This window comes from Clostridium sp. AM49-4BH, assembly GCF_003478335.1.
Classification (GTDB): Bacteria; Bacillota; Clostridia; order Lachnospirales; family Lachnospiraceae; genus Butyribacter.
This window is the reverse complement of the sequence record NZ_QUFB01000015.1, coordinates 20488-35611: the sequence shown is the minus strand read 5'-3', so window position 1 is coordinate 35611 and position 15124 is coordinate 20488. Positions and strand designations below refer to the sequence as shown.

The window sequence follows — 15124 nt, the reverse complement described above, 5'->3', positions numbered from 1 at the left end:
AAAAAAGGAGGAAATACTATGCAAGTACCACCCGATCACAACCGACACATGGCAATGCTTAAAGCAGCACTTCCTTATGCAATGCCGGAAAGCAGGCGTGCTATTGAGATCATGCTGCAGGCAGATGCATTGATCCATACCGCCAGAGGGCAAAGCGATGAACGGTATAGTCTGGAGGCTGCCGGACTCTCATTAGAGGGCCAGCCGTCTGCACCGGATTTCACACCAAATCCTGAGACAATGCTGCAATGTATTCGTGAGTACTGTACTCCAAAAGAAGCTGATTTTGTCCAGACTGTCTTAAATGTTTTACAAGCTAACCGCCTGTTTCGAAGCTATCGGGAATTTCAAAAATCACATCCCGCAGCTGATCTTACAGACACCGGCAGCAATTCACCCAACAGTCAATTGATGGAATTTTTGTTATCTCAGCTTGCGCCGGAGCAAAAATCCACCTTTGAACAATTTCAACAAATCATGTATAATGGACGGTGCCAGTCACCAGAAAGGAACGCCTATGACACAACAACTTCACCCATGGCAGAACAATGAAAAATTCCGTTCTCTGGATCCTAAAAAGCAGGAAATGATCTTACAGTTGACTGGTCATCTGCAGGGACACACGATCACAGAAGCACTTCCGGCATTGATGGAATGGAAAACGCAGATAGATCGTGAAAACATCCGTTTCACCGCAGAGGAGAATGAGTTACTTACGGAGCTGTTCACAGAGAATTTATCTGCTTCCGGTCAAAAGCAATATGAATTTATCAAACCCTTTCTCCAATCCGGTCTGAGCCGTTAATGTCCCCGTTTACGAATCACAAATATAGTACAATGCAAACGCATTCCTACTGGAAATGAGGATAATCTATGGTACAAGATACACCCGTCACAGATCGTGATTTTGCTGCGCTGTTTCGCGAAGAAGCAGGTTCTATCTTGACGGAGCAGCAAATAAACGACGAAATAGAACGCGAACAAACGCGCAGTGCACAGGCAGCAAGAGCAGGGATTGCGCCAAACCGATTCCGAGGGTTCAATCTGCAGCGTTACTGCAAAGACATCGTACGCAGCCACCAGCCGCTCTCCTGTCTGTATCTCCTTTTAAGCGATCTGACAGGAGCTGTCAGTGTACTGCTTCCTATCTGTTGTCTTTTGTGGGTGGTACGCAGACTGATCGCCTTTCCTCTGGCAGGGGCTTACTGTGTCTGCGCTATTGTCTGTGTCTGTTTTTACGGCATTTCGTCTATTTGCCGCCGCAGACTTCGCACACTGCTTAGCAGTTCCGTTCCAAATGCGACCACACTGCGTCAAAAAGCAGGACATTTGCAGATCATCTCCACCGTAACCGCTGCAATACTCTCCTGCCTCCTGTTCTTTGTATATCAATCGTATTTCCAACAGATCACAAAATTTGCATCATTACAAAATATCTTTCTGTGGTTTGTCAGTATGATGTTTTTATCCGGTGTACACAATGTATTGTACGAAAGCCACTGCATCTCATTTTTTGCGGTCGGCTGGTATACCGTTGCCCATCAAAAAAGCCGAACTGCATCTGCAATTCGACATTATACGGAAAGCAGGGGCAATACACCGCTTCGCCCCCATTTAGTAACGATCCGCATTTATCTGCTGATCGCACTGTTTATTATATGTATTTTGGATTTTCTGTGCATCCGACAATGTCTGATGCATTTTGACTACGCAGTTCTCACGCTCGGCACGGTTTCGACATTGTGCACTTTGATCGGTGTGATCTCTCTGATAAGCTGCATAGTATTATTTCGACACTGTTCCAAAAAATGATCCGGTCATTCCGTTATTTCTCCGGCTGTGACAATAACATCGATCAGCGGCAGCACCTGTTCTCCCGGATATTTTAGATCCGGCACACAGATCGTCGCGATCCCGGCTCTTGACGCACTGCGAATACCATTTTCAGAATCTTCCAGAACCACCGCCTCCTCTGGCGTTACCCCGGTCTTTTCACAGCCCAAAAGAAAAATATCCGGCTCCGGCTTGGATCTTTCCACCATATCTCCACCGATCACTTCCTTAAAATAAGAATCTATCCCCGCATATTCTAAGTATTTTCGTACATATTTTGCGTGCGTGGAAGAAACGACCGCACAGTTCTTATGATGCTCACACAGCCACCCGAGCAATTGCCGGATTCCAGGCTTTACCCTCAGTCCCACTGTCTCAGCAACGATACTGACCCTTCTGCGGCTCTCTGCGCTAAGTTCTGCAAAAGGATACTCTTCCCCATACGCACCACACATCAGGCTTTTCAGGGTTTCTCCCGTCAACCCAAGACTTTGTATATAAAACTCTTTTGTCAAAGTATACCCATGTTCTTTCATGACGATTGCAAGCTGCTCCATGAATAATTGTTCTGTGTCAAATATCAGTCCATCCATGTCGAACAAGAACGCTTTCTTCTCTTCAAAATGCTTTGCTGCCTCTAAAATCGTTTTATAATAAACCATCCTCATTCCTCCATCAATACATACTATTCGCACGATACTCTTTTGGAGTACATCCGATCGTATTCAAAAATACTTTGTTAAAATAACTGATATTATTAAAACCTGACAAATTGGCAATCTCCCCAACTTTTTTATCCGTGTCTTGCAGCATCCTACAGCTTTGTAAAATACGATATCGCATTAAATACTGCATTGGCGAAAGCTTCATCACCTGCTTAAAAACACGACAGAATTGACCTTCGCTCATGGGCAAAAGTGCCGCCAGCTCTGCTAACGTGATCTCATAAGCGTAATTCTGATGCATATACTCTACGACCGGTGCAAGACGCTCCGAAGAGTGTTTCCCGGATTTTTCCCGCATTGTATATGCTGCATGATGTGTCATCTGATCCCATACTGCATAGATCCGACTGCGAACCAAGAGTTCATGATCGGTTAGACCATGCTCCGGACACACTCCGATATCCTGCAGCAAGCTGATCACTTCCTGCTGCCACTGTTCTCCATCTCCTGCCAGATAAACTGCAAACTCCGTCTCACCATTCAGTACCGGTCGGATATATTTTTGGGCAAAACGACTATGAATATCCTCTGCTAATATCTGATAGGAAAAATCCACCGCAAAAAAAGCACATGCATGACCATCTATTGTTTTGGCAGAATGCAGCTGATTCGAATTGATAAAGATACCATCTCCCTTGCGGAGCATATATTCTCTCTCGTCGACCATAAACAGCACACTGCCCTTTGTCACGACAAAAAACTCAAACTCCTGATGCCAATGTAAATAAAAAATAGCGTCTGTTCCCTCCGGATATTCCATCTTGTGTAATCCCAGCGGCAGTTCTACCGTACCATGACGCTGCTTCTCTTCATATTCCTTTTTATGTCCCATTATCTGTCACCTCAAAAATAATTGTGTCCATGTAGAAAATAGTATACTCCTGTCGGAATGTCAACTACTTTTTCTTTCTCTGAGCTGCAGCCAACATTCCTCCGATCCTGCCACTCTCCCGTGCCGTCAAAGCCTCCCAGCCCTGTTCTATGATCTTATCAAACAATCCAAGTTCTGCAGCGATCTCCCACTTATGCTGTTCCTGCTGCGGCAACTTAACAATGTCCTCCGGCGTTAAAATTTCCACCGGATTCTTTTTTGGTCCTACTAACATCCCAGACCACGCTCCTTTCTCTGTGCAGACTCTTCTTTTCACTTTATAGGAATCTGCTCACAATGTGGTGTTATGCAAAGCACTGACTTTGCTTTTTATTCAGAATCCCCACTTTTATTTTTTTTAATCCGTAGTTGAAACAAACGCTCAGACCATGTATAATGAGCATATAATTATGATTATGCAAAATGTGTGATAGATTTAACGGGAGGTACTGATTATGAATACCATACAAAGCCAAAGTTATTCCTTACTCAGTCAAGAGGAAATTGATGTATTGGTTGATTTTTTGAATGCTAAGAAAGGCTCTGTTAACAGTGATGTCATGAGCCAGAAGAGCATCGACAAATTAATATATCTTATTACAAGCGATAAGCAACAGATCATTAAGGATTTATGCAATCCATTAAATGATGTGAATTCTTCTTTATTGGAGACAATGCATTTCCGAGAGAATTTCGAAGAATCTGTACTTTAAGCTGCACGACGGATCCTCAGACCGGATTTTTGAAATTGACAGCCACAAATACTAAAAATGGCAAGACATTAGCCATCACACCAAAGCTATTTGACGAAAATGATTCGGAAGAGTGGGGCGTATGCATCTCTCCATTGATGTTTAATCATTTAGCAAGAGTACTGTCTCTGGTTTATACTACAGAGACACACGAGCGGATCTGTTCTATTTTTGCCAAAGGAAATTACAATGATGAGAATTATCCGATTCCTGCATTTTATATGCCAACGAATGTAAATTTATTAGAAATGCTGATAGATTAGGTATTATTACCTAACTATTTACAAAGAAAGAAATCCCGGTAAACTGCAAATCAGTTACCGGGATTTTTTCCACTTAATGATAACTTTCCATATCAGAAGTTATTGTTCAGACCACATTCTGCGCTCTCGCCTATTTCAGCATATCGCGAACCTGACTTAGGATCGCACACTCTAAACGCTTGCGCATGATCTTACAGGATAATTCATAAGCATCATGAATATCCCCATTATAAATATAATTGTTCGCATTGCATCCACCGCTGCAATAGAATTTTGCCCAGCAGTCTCGGCAAGTCGGTTTGGAATATACATGTGCACCGGCAAATTCTTTTTTAATGTCGGTGTTAAACGTTCCCTGCTCCAAATTACCCATACAATACTCTTCATGACCTACAAACTGATGACATGGATAAATATCGCCATCCGGCGTGATCGCAACATACTCGTTGCCACTACCACAGCCACGCAGTCTCTTGATCACACATGGTCCCTGATCCAGATCGATCATGAAATGAAAGAAATTGATACTTCCACCGTTATCCTTGATCTCCGCAATCTGATCCACCAATTTGTCATACTCCGCATAGATCTGATCTAAATCTTTCTCTGTGATTGCGTATTCTACACTTTCATCTTCCATAACCGGTTCCACAGAAACCTGATCAAATCCTGCATTGTACAAATGCATTACGTCTTCTGAAAAGTCCAAATTGTATTTCGTATACGTTCCACGCACATAATATTCCTTATCACCGCGCTTCTCAACTAACTTCTTATAGTTATCTACAATGCGGTCATAACACCCGCTGCCATCAACTTTTACACGCATACGGTCATTGACTTCTTTACGGCCGTCGATAGACAATACGACATTAGACATTTCTTCATTGATATAATCAATCTTGTCATCGGTCAACAACATGCCATTCGTTGTGATCGTAAAACGGAAATTTTTATGATATTCTTCTTCTTTGCTGCGAGCATACTTCACGATTTCTTTGACTACCTCAAAATTCATCAAAGGCTCTCCACCAAAGAAATCAACCTCCAAATTCTCACGTCCGATCGAGTGCTCTAACAAAAAGTCAATTGCCGCAATGCCTACTTCTAACGGCATCAACTTACGTCCTGTACCGAAATCTCCCGTAGAAGCAAAGCAGTACTTACAGCGCAGATTACAGTCGTGTGCAATATGCAGGCACATTGCCTTGATCGGAGACTCTACTGCTGTATTTGCAAAATCTCCGTAAATATCCTCACTAAACAACAGCTTGTCGTGATACAGAGCAACAATATCTGCATAAGACTCTTTAATCTCTTCCTCGGAATAATCTGTCTTCAACGCATCAATATATTTTGTCGGACATTCTTCCTCAAAAGGCGGCTGTGCATAGTCTAACAGATCATATGTCACATCATCGATCAAATGTACTCCACCACTGTTGACATCGAGCAAAATATTCAAGCCTTTCGCTTTAAATTTGTGTATCATATATTTATCCTCATTTCTATACTTCTTTTCGTTTGTGTCAACAAAATGGCTGTTACAGTGTTTGTAACAGCCATTTATCATTCTTGATCTGAAGAAAATTATTTATTTTCCTCATTTGCACACTTCTGATTTCCTACTGTACAAGAAGTCTTGCATGCAGACTGGCAAGATGCCTGACATTTGCCGCATCCACCCTTTTTCGCAGTAGCACTCAGATTTGCGCGATTCAATGTCTTGATATGCTTCATAATAAGTATCCTCCATTAACATATTCTAAAGTCCATCTCTCAAAATGAACCCATATAAGTTTATTGTACCATAATTCTCAAAAAAAACAATCTTTTTCCTATATCTGCCAACATATTTTTTTTGCATTATCGCATACTAGTACCATGATAAGCGTGAAAAAACACTTATCAAATCCCGGCAGCTATCAATTTGGGCAGGATTTATCTGTTCGAAATCAAAGATGTCGGACAAATATAAAGGAGGGTAAAAACCATGACAAACAATAACAGTTCCAGAATGGAAGTGCCACAGGCTAAGGAAGCAATGGACAAATTCAAAATGGAGGTAGCTAACGAATTAGGCGTACCTTTGAAGAACGGTTACAACGGTGACCTTACTTCTAAGCAGAACGGTTCCGTTGGTGGCGAGATGGTTCGCCAGATGATCAAGCGTCAGGAGCAGGAAATGGCAGGCAAATAATGCCGGCAGTTTCCGGAGATAGACTGCATTAGCAGTGATCTGTCTCCTACAAAGCAAAGAGTGATATCTGTCATCTGTAAAGATAACAAATATCACTCTCTTTTGCTGTTTCCGCTTATCAATACAAAAAGAACCGACAGGCTGCTCCCAAAATGATACCGATACACATTCCGGCGATCACATCTTTTGGAAAATGTACGCCACCGGCCACACGAGTCACCGCAAGGACGATACCCAAAACCCAGACGACCACTGCTGCCCACATACACTGCCAAGCAATTGTCGTACCGATCACAAAAATAGAAAATACATGTCTGCTCGGAAAGGAATTTCCGCACTTATCCTTCGGGATCAATGGTTGAAACTGATATACCTCATAAGGTCTGCGTGCATTTAATTTGGCACGAAAAACGCTTACAAGTATAAAAGATACTGCCGGCACGGCTATCGTAACACAAGCGTCACAATAGCTTTCCTGCCACACCAGCCAAAATAAAACGCTAAAATACAGCACGGCTGTCACATATGTGATAGCCGTACTTATTCCATTTATGATCTTCACTCCATAACGTGTTTTTTGAATACACGCAAAGATTCGTTCATAAGCTTCTTTTCTCACTCTTCTTCCTCATTTTTCACAACGTCTAAGCATAACTCCTGCAACTGCTTATCATCTACAGCATTTGGCGCATCTGTCATAAGACAAGAAGCATCTTTTACCTTTGGAAAGGCGATGACGTCACGGATGCTGTCCTGCTTCGCCATAAGCATGATCAAACGATCCAGACCATATGCAAGACCTGCATGTGGCGGAACACCATACTTGAATGCATTGATGAGGAAGCCAAACTGTTCGTTCGCTTTTTCTTTGGTAAAGCCAAGTGCCTCAAACATCGTTTCCTGTACATCGTCCTGATGAATACGGATGGAACCACCACCAAGCTCAGTACCGTTCAGCACGATATCGTATGCTCTGGCGCGTACTTTCTCCGGATTTGTCTTTAACAATGGAATATCTTCTTCCATTGGCATCGTGAACGGATGATGCATTGCTACATAACGACCCTGCTCTTCCGAATATTCAAACTCTGGGAACTCAGTAACCCAAAGGAATTTATATACATTTTTATCCAACAGATCAAGATTGCGTGCGATCTCTAAACGCAGATTACCAAGAACATCCCAAACGATCTTGTTCTTGTCTGCTGCAAATAACAACAGATCACCGGCTTCTCCATCCATTGCCTTAACCAGTGCATCTAACTCTTCCTCTGTCATAAACTTTGCAAACGAAGATTTATATGTGCCATCTTCATTAATGCACAGATAAGCCAGTCCCTTTGCGCCAAAATCTTTGGCAAACTTCACTAATGCATCGATCTTCTTACGAGGCATTGCCCCCTGACCTTTTGCATTGATACCGCGAACGGAACCGCCATTTTCCAATGCGCCGGTAAATACGCCGAAACCGCATCCCTTCACGACCTCAGAAACATCATGTAACTCCATGCCAAAACGAAGATCCGGCTTGTCTGAACCAAAACGATCCATCGCTTCCTGCCAAGTCATTCTCTGAATTGGGAGCTCTACATCAACATCCAGCACTTCTTTGAAAATCTTCTGAAGAAGTCTCTCATTGACGTCCATCACATCGTCCTCATCCACAAAAGATAACTCCATATCGACCTGTGTAAATTCCGGCTGACGGTCTGCACGCAGATCCTCATCTCGGAAACAGCGGGCGATCTGGAAATAACGATCATAACCGGAGCACATCAAAAGCTGCTTAAACAACTGTGGAGACTGTGGCAGTGCATAAAAATTACCCGGATGCACACGACTTGGCACAAGATAATCTCTGGCACCCTCCGGTGTACTCTTGGTAAGCATCGGTGTCTCGATCTCTAAAAATCCTTCGTCTGCCAAAAATTGACGGATCAATGTTGCCACACGACTGCGCATGATCAAATTGCGCTGCAGATCCGGTCTGCGCAGATCCAAATAACGATATTTTAATCGAATGTCTTCTTTGGTCTTGCTGTCTGCCTCAATCGGGAATGGCGGTGTCTCAGACTCTGATAACACACGAATTGCTTTAGCACGAACCTCGATCTTACCGGTTGCCAGTTTATCATTCACGGCACCGGAACGTGCTGTCACTTCACCGGTCACAGCCACAACAAACTCGCTGCGCAGCTTCTCTGCTTTTGCAAATCCCTCACTGCCGATCTCGCTCTCCTCGAAGATCAACTGCAAAATGCCGGAACGATCTCTCAGATCGACAAATATAATGCCACCTTTATTTCTCTGTTTTTGTACCCATCCCATCACGGTAACGGTATCTCCAATATTCTGTTCACTCAGCTCCGCACAACGGCATGTGCGTTTTAAGCCTTTCATCGACTCAGCCATAGTTCCTCCAATCTCTGCTGCAGGAATCCCTTTCCTGCACGGTAATTCTAATTTTCGTTTCCTATCTTACAACAAATCCCTCTATCTTTCAAGCGCATGCCTTTTGCGCTCGATCATTTCATCCACACGGGAAATATAATCCGTAACACTCTTCACATTTTCAATCCGGCTTACCTGTCCCCGGTCACTATGATATTTCTTCGTTGATGCACCTGCTCCTAACGCAACGATCGACTGCATCTCCTCCATGATCAAAATGTTATACAAACATTCGCTCCCCGGTTTTGCATATCCAATATTTTCCTGGCCACCACTTCCGGCATGACCGGCAGAATTCTTTTGGCGGTACATATAATACGGCAGATATCCCTGTTCTCCGGCAAACTGCTCCCCGCGAGCCAACATCTGCTCCATCCGTCTGCCGCGTATCTGCTCCGTCTCCCCCAATGCGCCTTGTTCTTCCAAGACACTCCGCAGTCTCGAAGCTCGCTTGATCACTAAGGATGGATCGTCAAACTATCCGGTGCCAACTGCCCCACCTGACGCAATGTATCCTCAAAATCGGACAGCTCTTCTCCCGGCAGACCAATGATCAGGTCCATATTAATATTGGTAAATCCAAGCTTTCTTGCCAGCTCAAATGCCTGTATCGTCTGATCGACCGTATGCCTTCTTCCGATCAGATCCAACGTCTTTTGCTGCATTGTCTGCGGATTGACCGAGATCCGGTCTACACCACACTCACGCAGAGCCAACAATTTGTCCTCCGTAATGCTATCCGGTCTTCCCGCTTCCACTGTAAACTCTACAGACGTGTCCATCGGAAAATACTCCTGCATCGTCTTTATCACAGTACGAAGCTGCTCCGGTGATAATGTTGTTGGCGTCCCACCACCCATATATACACTTGTCAGCCGCTTTCCCTGCATCAACTTTGCCGTTCCCTTGATCTCCCGCTGCAGTGCTGCCACATAATCATCCCGCAAATGACCAAAACGATCGCACGGATACGACGGAAAGGAACAATACAAACAGGTGGTCGGACAAAACGGAATACCTACATACAAACTATATCCGTCCTGATATTCATTTTGCTGCAGCAGAGCTGCCTCTCTTGCAGCAATTTCAGTTCCAAGCGCAGCCTTTTGCTCACTGCAACAATAAACGTTCTGCAGTATTTCCATAACTTCCGTTCGCTCACGTCCCTCTAGCAACATATTCATCGGAATCTTTGTCGGACGTACCCCTGTCATCGTGCCCCAAACCGGAAGTCGTCGTTCAAAGCCCTCCGGCAGCCATTCTTCCGGGAAATCACGGAGCACTGTAAATACTAATTTTTTAACGATATTTTTGTAATACGTCCGATATGGGTGCGCAAGCTTCCCCTCTTTTTTGTGCCAGTCGTCATCTCCGGTTACCGCTGCACTAGACGCTTTACGTCCGGCTTTTGTCTCCACACAAACAGAAATCTCCGTATCACCATAATCAATGGCAATATGGAGGTCTCCTGATTCCCCATTTATTTGTGTGCGTTTTCCGGAAAATCCGGTTGCCAACGCCTGTAGTTCATAGTCAAACTCTTTTTCAGACAATGTAAATCCTATCATCTCAATCCTCCATGTCCGAAAATCATTCTACCGCAAATGGATTAAACATCTTTTCATTTTTGATCGATGTCATAAGTCCATGCCCCGGATACACCTGCACGGCATCCGGAAGAACAAATAATTTTTCACGGATCGACCGCACGATCTCTGACATACTTCCTCCCGGAAAATCAGTCCTGCCGACCGATTCCTGGAAAAGTGTATCTCCGGAAAAAAGCATTCCCGCCTTAGGAAAATAAAAACACATACCGCCCACCGTATGTCCCGGAGTCAAAATGCAGCGTACTTCCTGATCTAACAAAGTGATCGTCTCCCCATCTTTCAACCAGTGATCTGCTTCTACGGACAACATGGCACCGCCCATATTGATGGAAAGATTGATGGACGCATCCTGCATTGTCTCCTTTTCTGCTTCTGCCGCATACACCGGAATATGATATGCCGTACGCACGCTATCCACTGCCATAACATGGTCAAAATGTCCGTGTGTCAGCAAGATGGCAACCGGATGTAATTCCTGATCTTCTATAAACTTTTTAATACGTTTTGCTTCATCTCCCGGATCCACGATCACACAGTCTTTTGTATCCTCACGATACAAAAAATAACAGTTTGTCTGTACCGGTCCCACCACTTGAAATTTACAAATCAATCGACTCATAATTACTCCTTTTTATGAATGTGTTCTTTGTATATCCTTAACGCTCTCTACCTGACGCAGTTTTGCGGTTAGCACATGCAGCGCTTCTACACTACGGATCGCAAATCCGATCGTGATCGTTGCAATGCCCTGTTTGCTCGTACGGGAATTGACATTATTGATCGTAATACCGCTTTCCGTAAATACTCTGGTCAAGTCTAACAATACACCAATTCGGTCATATGCATAAATAACCAGTTCGGTATCATACAGCTCATTTTCCTCTTTATCCGGAGTCACCTGCCATTCTGCCTCGATAATTCGCTGACGATCCGCCTCATTCATGTTCATTACATTCACACAATCTGTACGATGAATGGATACGCCACGACCTCTTGTGACAAAACCAATGATCTCGTCTCCCGGCACCGGACTGCAGCAACGTGAAAAACGTACAGAAACATCGTCCAGCCCTGCAACTACAATACCACTCTTGGACTTGATCGCTGCCATTGCTCTCGTCTGACCATTGGATGATGCATTATTTTTTCCTACTGCTTCTAATATATCTTTATCCGTTGCAAACTGCGGATTTTTCTTACGATAAGCGTCCTGCAGCTTATTGATCACCTGTCCCTCTTTCAGACCACCATGACCAAGTGCAGCCAAGACAGAATCCCAATCACGGAAACCATACTTTTTCATACAAGCCTGCGTATATTCCGGTTTGACCAGATCCGTAAGTACAATTCCTTGCGCTTTACAATAATTCGTTAACAATTCCTTGCCACGCAGTATATTTTCTTCCTTAAACTGCGTTCGAAACCACTGATTGATCTTATTTTTGGCCTGTGTGCTTTTAACAATAGACAGCCAGTCGCGGCTTGGACCTCTGGAATTTTGTGACGTGATGATCTCCACACGGTCACCATTTTGAATATGATAATCAATTGTCACCAGATTGCCATTCACCCTGGCACCTACCATGCGGTTACCAACCGCACTGTGTACTGCGTACGCAAAATCGATCGGTGTCGAACCTGCAGGCAGATTCTTGACATCACCATCTTTCGTAAAGCAATATACATAGTCGGAGAACAGATCCAGATCGCTTTTAAGCAGACTTAAAAACTCCTTATTATCCGACATATCACGCTGCCATTCCAAAATACGGCGCAGCCAGGAAAGCTTTTCTTCCTCACTCTTGGAAGTATCCTGTCCATATTGATTTTCTTTGTATTTCCAATGTGCTGCGATACCATATTCTGCGGTACGATGCATCTCGTACGTACGGATCTGTATCTCAAACGGTTGTCCTTCCGAACCGATCAATGTCGTATGAAGCGACTGATAATTGTTCGGCTTTGGCATTGCGATATAATCTTTGAATCGACCAGGTATTGGTTTATAAATCTCATGAATAACACCTAACGCCGTATAACAATCTCTCTCTGTGTCTACAATGATACGCACAGCGAACAGATCATAGATCTGATCCAATTTTTTATTCTGGGTAACCATTTTCTTATAAATACTAAAATAATGCTTTGCGCGTCCATCGATCGTCGCTTTGATCCCGGCCGCTGCAATGTGACTGCGCACCTCTGCCACGATCTTGGCGATAAACTCGTGCCGCTTCACTTTGCCCTGCTCCAGACTTTTTTCGAGCTGTTTGTACATTTCAGGCTCTAAATATTTAAACGACAGATCATCCAACTCGACCTTAACTTTGGAAATACCGAGTCTATCCGCAATCGGTGCGTAAATATCTAATGTCTCTGTTGATTTCTCTTTTTGCTTGATCGGCGTCTGGTACTGCATTGTGCGCATATTGTGCAGGCGATCGGCTAACTTGATCAAGATTACACGAATATCTTTTGCCATCGCAAGAAACATCTTACGCAGATTCTCTGCCTGCATTTCAACTTTATCGGCCACATAGTCGATCTGTGTCAATTTCGTCACACCATCGACCAACAAAGCAACCTCATCTCCAAACTCTGCTGCGATCTCCGGTCCGGTCATAACGGTATCCTCAACAACATCATGAAGCATCCCGGCAACGATCGTCTCCTTATCAAGTTCCAATTCCGCAAGTATCAAACAGACACAGATCGGATGGATGATATATGGTTCCCCCGATTTACGAAGCTGCCCCTCATGCGCCTTTGATGCGATCTGATACGCTTTCTCGATCATCGAAATATCATCTGACGGATGATATTTACGGATCATTGTAATTAACTTTTTATATAACTCCTCCGGTGCTGTAAAATCCTCCGGAATCGTACTTGTTGCCAACTCCCCCGTATCAATCTTAAACCCCAATTGTCCCATTTTGTTGTCTTCCATATGCAGCCTCCTAACCACTCATGTGTCCAACAACCCGTATATATGGCCGCCAGCCGTGGGAGTATGTAACTTTTGTATTGTCATCATCGAAACACTTTGTATTGTAGTATACGATTTTTTTCATTCAAAATCAAGTAACGAAAAGCCCATCTTTACTCGCATTCAATACCCATTAGCTTTTGCATCAGCATATCAAACTGTTCATCTGTCAACTCTTCCTCTTCGTAAGCATCTGTAATCAGTTCTTCCAGCTCATCCCATTCGTATTTACCGGTTCCCTCCTGCAGTTTATTCAATTCTTTGTCCCATTTTTTATAGGTCATATTCTGATCCTCCACGATGTTATTTGTATATAGCAGACACTGTACTTTTTGTATCCCATTGTACGGCTCATACTAATTCCGGAGTATATATCATCACTCCCTGTAACCATAATTTTACCAAATTTTGTATATTCATACAATCACCATCCGCAGGAGAAATTCGCTTTGCAAACCATTCCTCTTGCAGCGGTCGTATCATTGTCGTACAATGCATTCTTTCTGCATCAAAAGAGTACGCCGGCAGATCACAAACAAGACGTATATCCTGCCTGTTCGAACGTTTCCGTACATATTCTGCCAACTGCCTGCACACCAACTTCTGATACTGCTTTGCTGCCAATACATGAGTGATCTCTGCCTCACTTTGATCTTCCTCACACAGATAGGCGGCAATTGCGATCGGTTTTTCCTGATCCCACACTGCAACCAGCTCTCCGTCGTAGCATTTCATCTGCTGATCTGTTTCTGCAAAATATGCCGCCGTCCATGCTGCGTGCATATCCATCGGCAGCTCTGCCGCAAAACTCTCCAGTTGCTTCGTCTGTCCCGCCGTCCAACGATCAAACGGGCATATCTGTAATGTATGATTTCCGACATTTTGTATTGATCCCGCCTGTCCAAGTTCCGGCACAATAGCATCCCATCGTGCCTGTGGCAGGGATGGGTCTGCTTCTTCTACTTCTTCTGCTTCTATCACGAACTTATCACACCATCCCGCTGACACAAAGTCATACGGACGGTAGATCGCCTCTGCCGCCGGCATCAGATACGTAAACGGCTCCCCGTCCTCTTTGCAGATACGAAGTGCCTCCGTAACCAACTGCCCCATATATCCTTTTCCCTGTTCTGCTTTCTTCGTGCAAACACCCACAATGTAATGCAGATCGAGCCGCTCGCCCTGCACAATGCAAGTGTACGGATTAAGATGCAACATCGATACAATTTCCTCTCCACGCAGCAAAAGCAGCACCCGGTTGTGTTTCCAGGTGCTGCTCATGTAATGATCTACATAACTTTCTTTATCTTCAAACATCTCGATCCACAGTGCCTTAACCGCTGCTGCAAATGGTTTCTTTTCTGCCTCTGTCTGAAGATCTTTCATCTTGATCTGATCCACGAATCCCACATTCCTTTCCGTTCCCGCAG

The 15124-nt window shown here is 44.0% G+C and carries 19 protein-coding genes; 6 read left to right on the top strand and 13 right to left on the bottom strand.

Annotation, left to right across the window (positions count from 1 at the left end; translation table 11 throughout):
• Positions 1-18: 18 nt before the first annotated feature.
• The 3 genes from DW981_RS06130 (at position 19) to DW981_RS06120 (ending at position 1812) form a co-directional block, all read left to right on the top strand.
• Positions 19-552 (top strand): hypothetical protein, encoded by a 534-nt coding sequence (locus DW981_RS06130; protein WP_118507116.1) that lies wholly within the window; start codon positions 19-21, stop codon positions 550-552.
• Positions 518-805 carry a hypothetical protein gene (locus DW981_RS06125; protein ID WP_022025389.1) on the top strand — a complete coding sequence of 96 codons (288 nt, stop codon included), beginning with the start codon at positions 518-520 and terminating at the stop codon, positions 803-805. Before DW981_RS06130 ends, DW981_RS06125 begins: the two co-directional genes overlap by 35 nt.
• Positions 806-873: 68 nt before the next feature.
• On the top strand, positions 874-1812 hold the full coding sequence (locus DW981_RS06120) for a hypothetical protein (RefSeq protein WP_118507115.1): 939 nt from the start codon (positions 874-876) through the stop codon (positions 1810-1812).
• Between the two features lie 5 nt (positions 1813-1817).
• Here DW981_RS06120 and DW981_RS06115 read toward each other — a convergent pair whose 3' ends face one another.
• The 3 genes from DW981_RS06115 to DW981_RS06105 all read right to left on the bottom strand — a co-directional run bounded on the left by DW981_RS06115 (position 1818) and on the right by DW981_RS06105 (position 3664).
• Positions 1818-2495, bottom strand: coding sequence for an HAD family phosphatase (locus DW981_RS06115; protein WP_182434157.1), 678 nt, complete (start codon positions 2493-2495; stop codon positions 1818-1820).
• 13 nt (positions 2496-2508) lie between these two features.
• Positions 2509-3390 (bottom strand): AraC family transcriptional regulator, encoded by an 882-nt coding sequence (locus DW981_RS06110; protein ID WP_118507113.1) that lies wholly within the window; start codon positions 3388-3390, stop codon positions 2509-2511.
• 64 nt (positions 3391-3454) lie between these two features.
• Entirely contained in the window at positions 3455-3664 is a 210-nt protein-coding gene (locus DW981_RS06105; RefSeq protein ID WP_118507112.1) for a small, acid-soluble spore protein, alpha/beta type, read from the bottom strand.
• Between the two features lie 220 nt (positions 3665-3884).
• On the opposite strand from DW981_RS06105, the gene DW981_RS06100 reads away from it, so the two are divergent.
• Both DW981_RS06100 and DW981_RS06095 read left to right on the top strand, forming a co-directional pair.
• Positions 3885-4142 carry a hypothetical protein gene (locus DW981_RS06100; protein WP_118507111.1) on the top strand — a complete coding sequence of 86 codons (258 nt, stop codon included), beginning with the start codon at positions 3885-3887 and terminating at the stop codon, positions 4140-4142.
• A gap of 35 nt (positions 4143-4177) precedes the next feature.
• Complete coding sequence (locus tag DW981_RS06095) at positions 4178-4444, top strand: hypothetical protein (RefSeq protein WP_147352615.1); 267 nt, start codon at positions 4178-4180, stop codon at positions 4442-4444.
• Positions 4445-4574: 130 nt separating this feature from the next.
• On the opposite strand, the gene scfB is transcribed toward DW981_RS06095, so the two are convergent.
• Together scfB and scfA are read right to left on the bottom strand one after the other, a co-directional pair.
• Positions 4575-5936 (bottom strand): thioether cross-link-forming SCIFF peptide maturase, encoded by a 1362-nt coding sequence (gene scfB / locus DW981_RS06090; RefSeq protein WP_118507109.1) that lies wholly within the window; start codon positions 5934-5936, stop codon positions 4575-4577.
• 98 nt (positions 5937-6034) lie between these two features.
• Positions 6035-6184, bottom strand: coding sequence for a six-cysteine ranthipeptide SCIFF (gene scfA / locus DW981_RS06085; protein ID WP_022025397.1), 150 nt, complete (start codon positions 6182-6184; stop codon positions 6035-6037).
• A gap of 253 nt (positions 6185-6437) precedes the next feature.
• Between scfA and DW981_RS06080 the strand changes: the two genes are divergently transcribed.
• Positions 6438-6644 carry an alpha/beta-type small acid-soluble spore protein gene (locus tag DW981_RS06080; protein WP_022025398.1) on the top strand — a complete coding sequence of 69 codons (207 nt, stop codon included), beginning with the start codon at positions 6438-6440 and terminating at the stop codon, positions 6642-6644.
• A gap of 118 nt (positions 6645-6762) precedes the next feature.
• Here DW981_RS06080 and DW981_RS06075 read toward each other — a convergent pair whose 3' ends face one another.
• From DW981_RS06075 to DW981_RS06045, 8 genes are all read right to left on the bottom strand, one after another.
• The gene (locus DW981_RS06075; protein WP_118507108.1) at positions 6763-7263 is read right to left on the bottom strand and encodes a phosphatase PAP2 family protein; all 501 of its coding nucleotides are present in this window, start codon (positions 7261-7263) and stop codon (positions 6763-6765) included.
• Positions 7260-9056: an aspartate--tRNA ligase gene (gene aspS, locus DW981_RS06070; RefSeq protein ID WP_118507107.1), complete on the bottom strand. Its 1797-nt coding sequence runs from the start codon at positions 9054-9056 to the stop codon at positions 7260-7262. The genes DW981_RS06075 and aspS overlap by 4 nt, the downstream gene beginning before the upstream one ends.
• An 81-nt stretch (positions 9057-9137) precedes the next feature.
• Positions 9138-9521, bottom strand: a complete 384-nt coding sequence (locus DW981_RS06065; protein ID WP_022025401.1) for a hypothetical protein — start codon at positions 9519-9521, stop codon at positions 9138-9140.
• A 32-nt stretch (positions 9522-9553) separates the two neighbouring features.
• A complete protein-coding gene (gene hemZ / locus DW981_RS06060) occupies positions 9554-10663 on the bottom strand; it encodes a coproporphyrinogen dehydrogenase HemZ (protein ID WP_118507105.1) in 1110 nt (369 codons plus the stop codon).
• Positions 10664-10685: 22 nt separating this feature from the next.
• On the bottom strand, positions 10686-11324 hold the full coding sequence (locus DW981_RS06055) for an MBL fold metallo-hydrolase (RefSeq protein ID WP_022024187.1): 639 nt from the start codon (positions 11322-11324) through the stop codon (positions 10686-10688).
• A gap of 12 nt (positions 11325-11336) precedes the next feature.
• The gene (locus DW981_RS06050) at positions 11337-13640 is read right to left on the bottom strand and encodes a bifunctional (p)ppGpp synthetase/guanosine-3',5'-bis(diphosphate) 3'-pyrophosphohydrolase (protein ID WP_243034668.1); all 2304 of its coding nucleotides are present in this window, start codon (positions 13638-13640) and stop codon (positions 11337-11339) included.
• A gap of 167 nt (positions 13641-13807) precedes the next feature.
• Complete coding sequence (locus tag DW981_RS15045) at positions 13808-13978, bottom strand: hypothetical protein (RefSeq protein WP_022024190.1); 171 nt, start codon at positions 13976-13978, stop codon at positions 13808-13810.
• Positions 13979-14045: 67 nt separating this feature from the next.
• Complete coding sequence (locus tag DW981_RS06045) at positions 14046-15095, bottom strand: GNAT family N-acetyltransferase (RefSeq protein ID WP_118507103.1); 1050 nt, start codon at positions 15093-15095, stop codon at positions 14046-14048.
• Positions 15096-15124 lie beyond the last annotated feature (29 nt).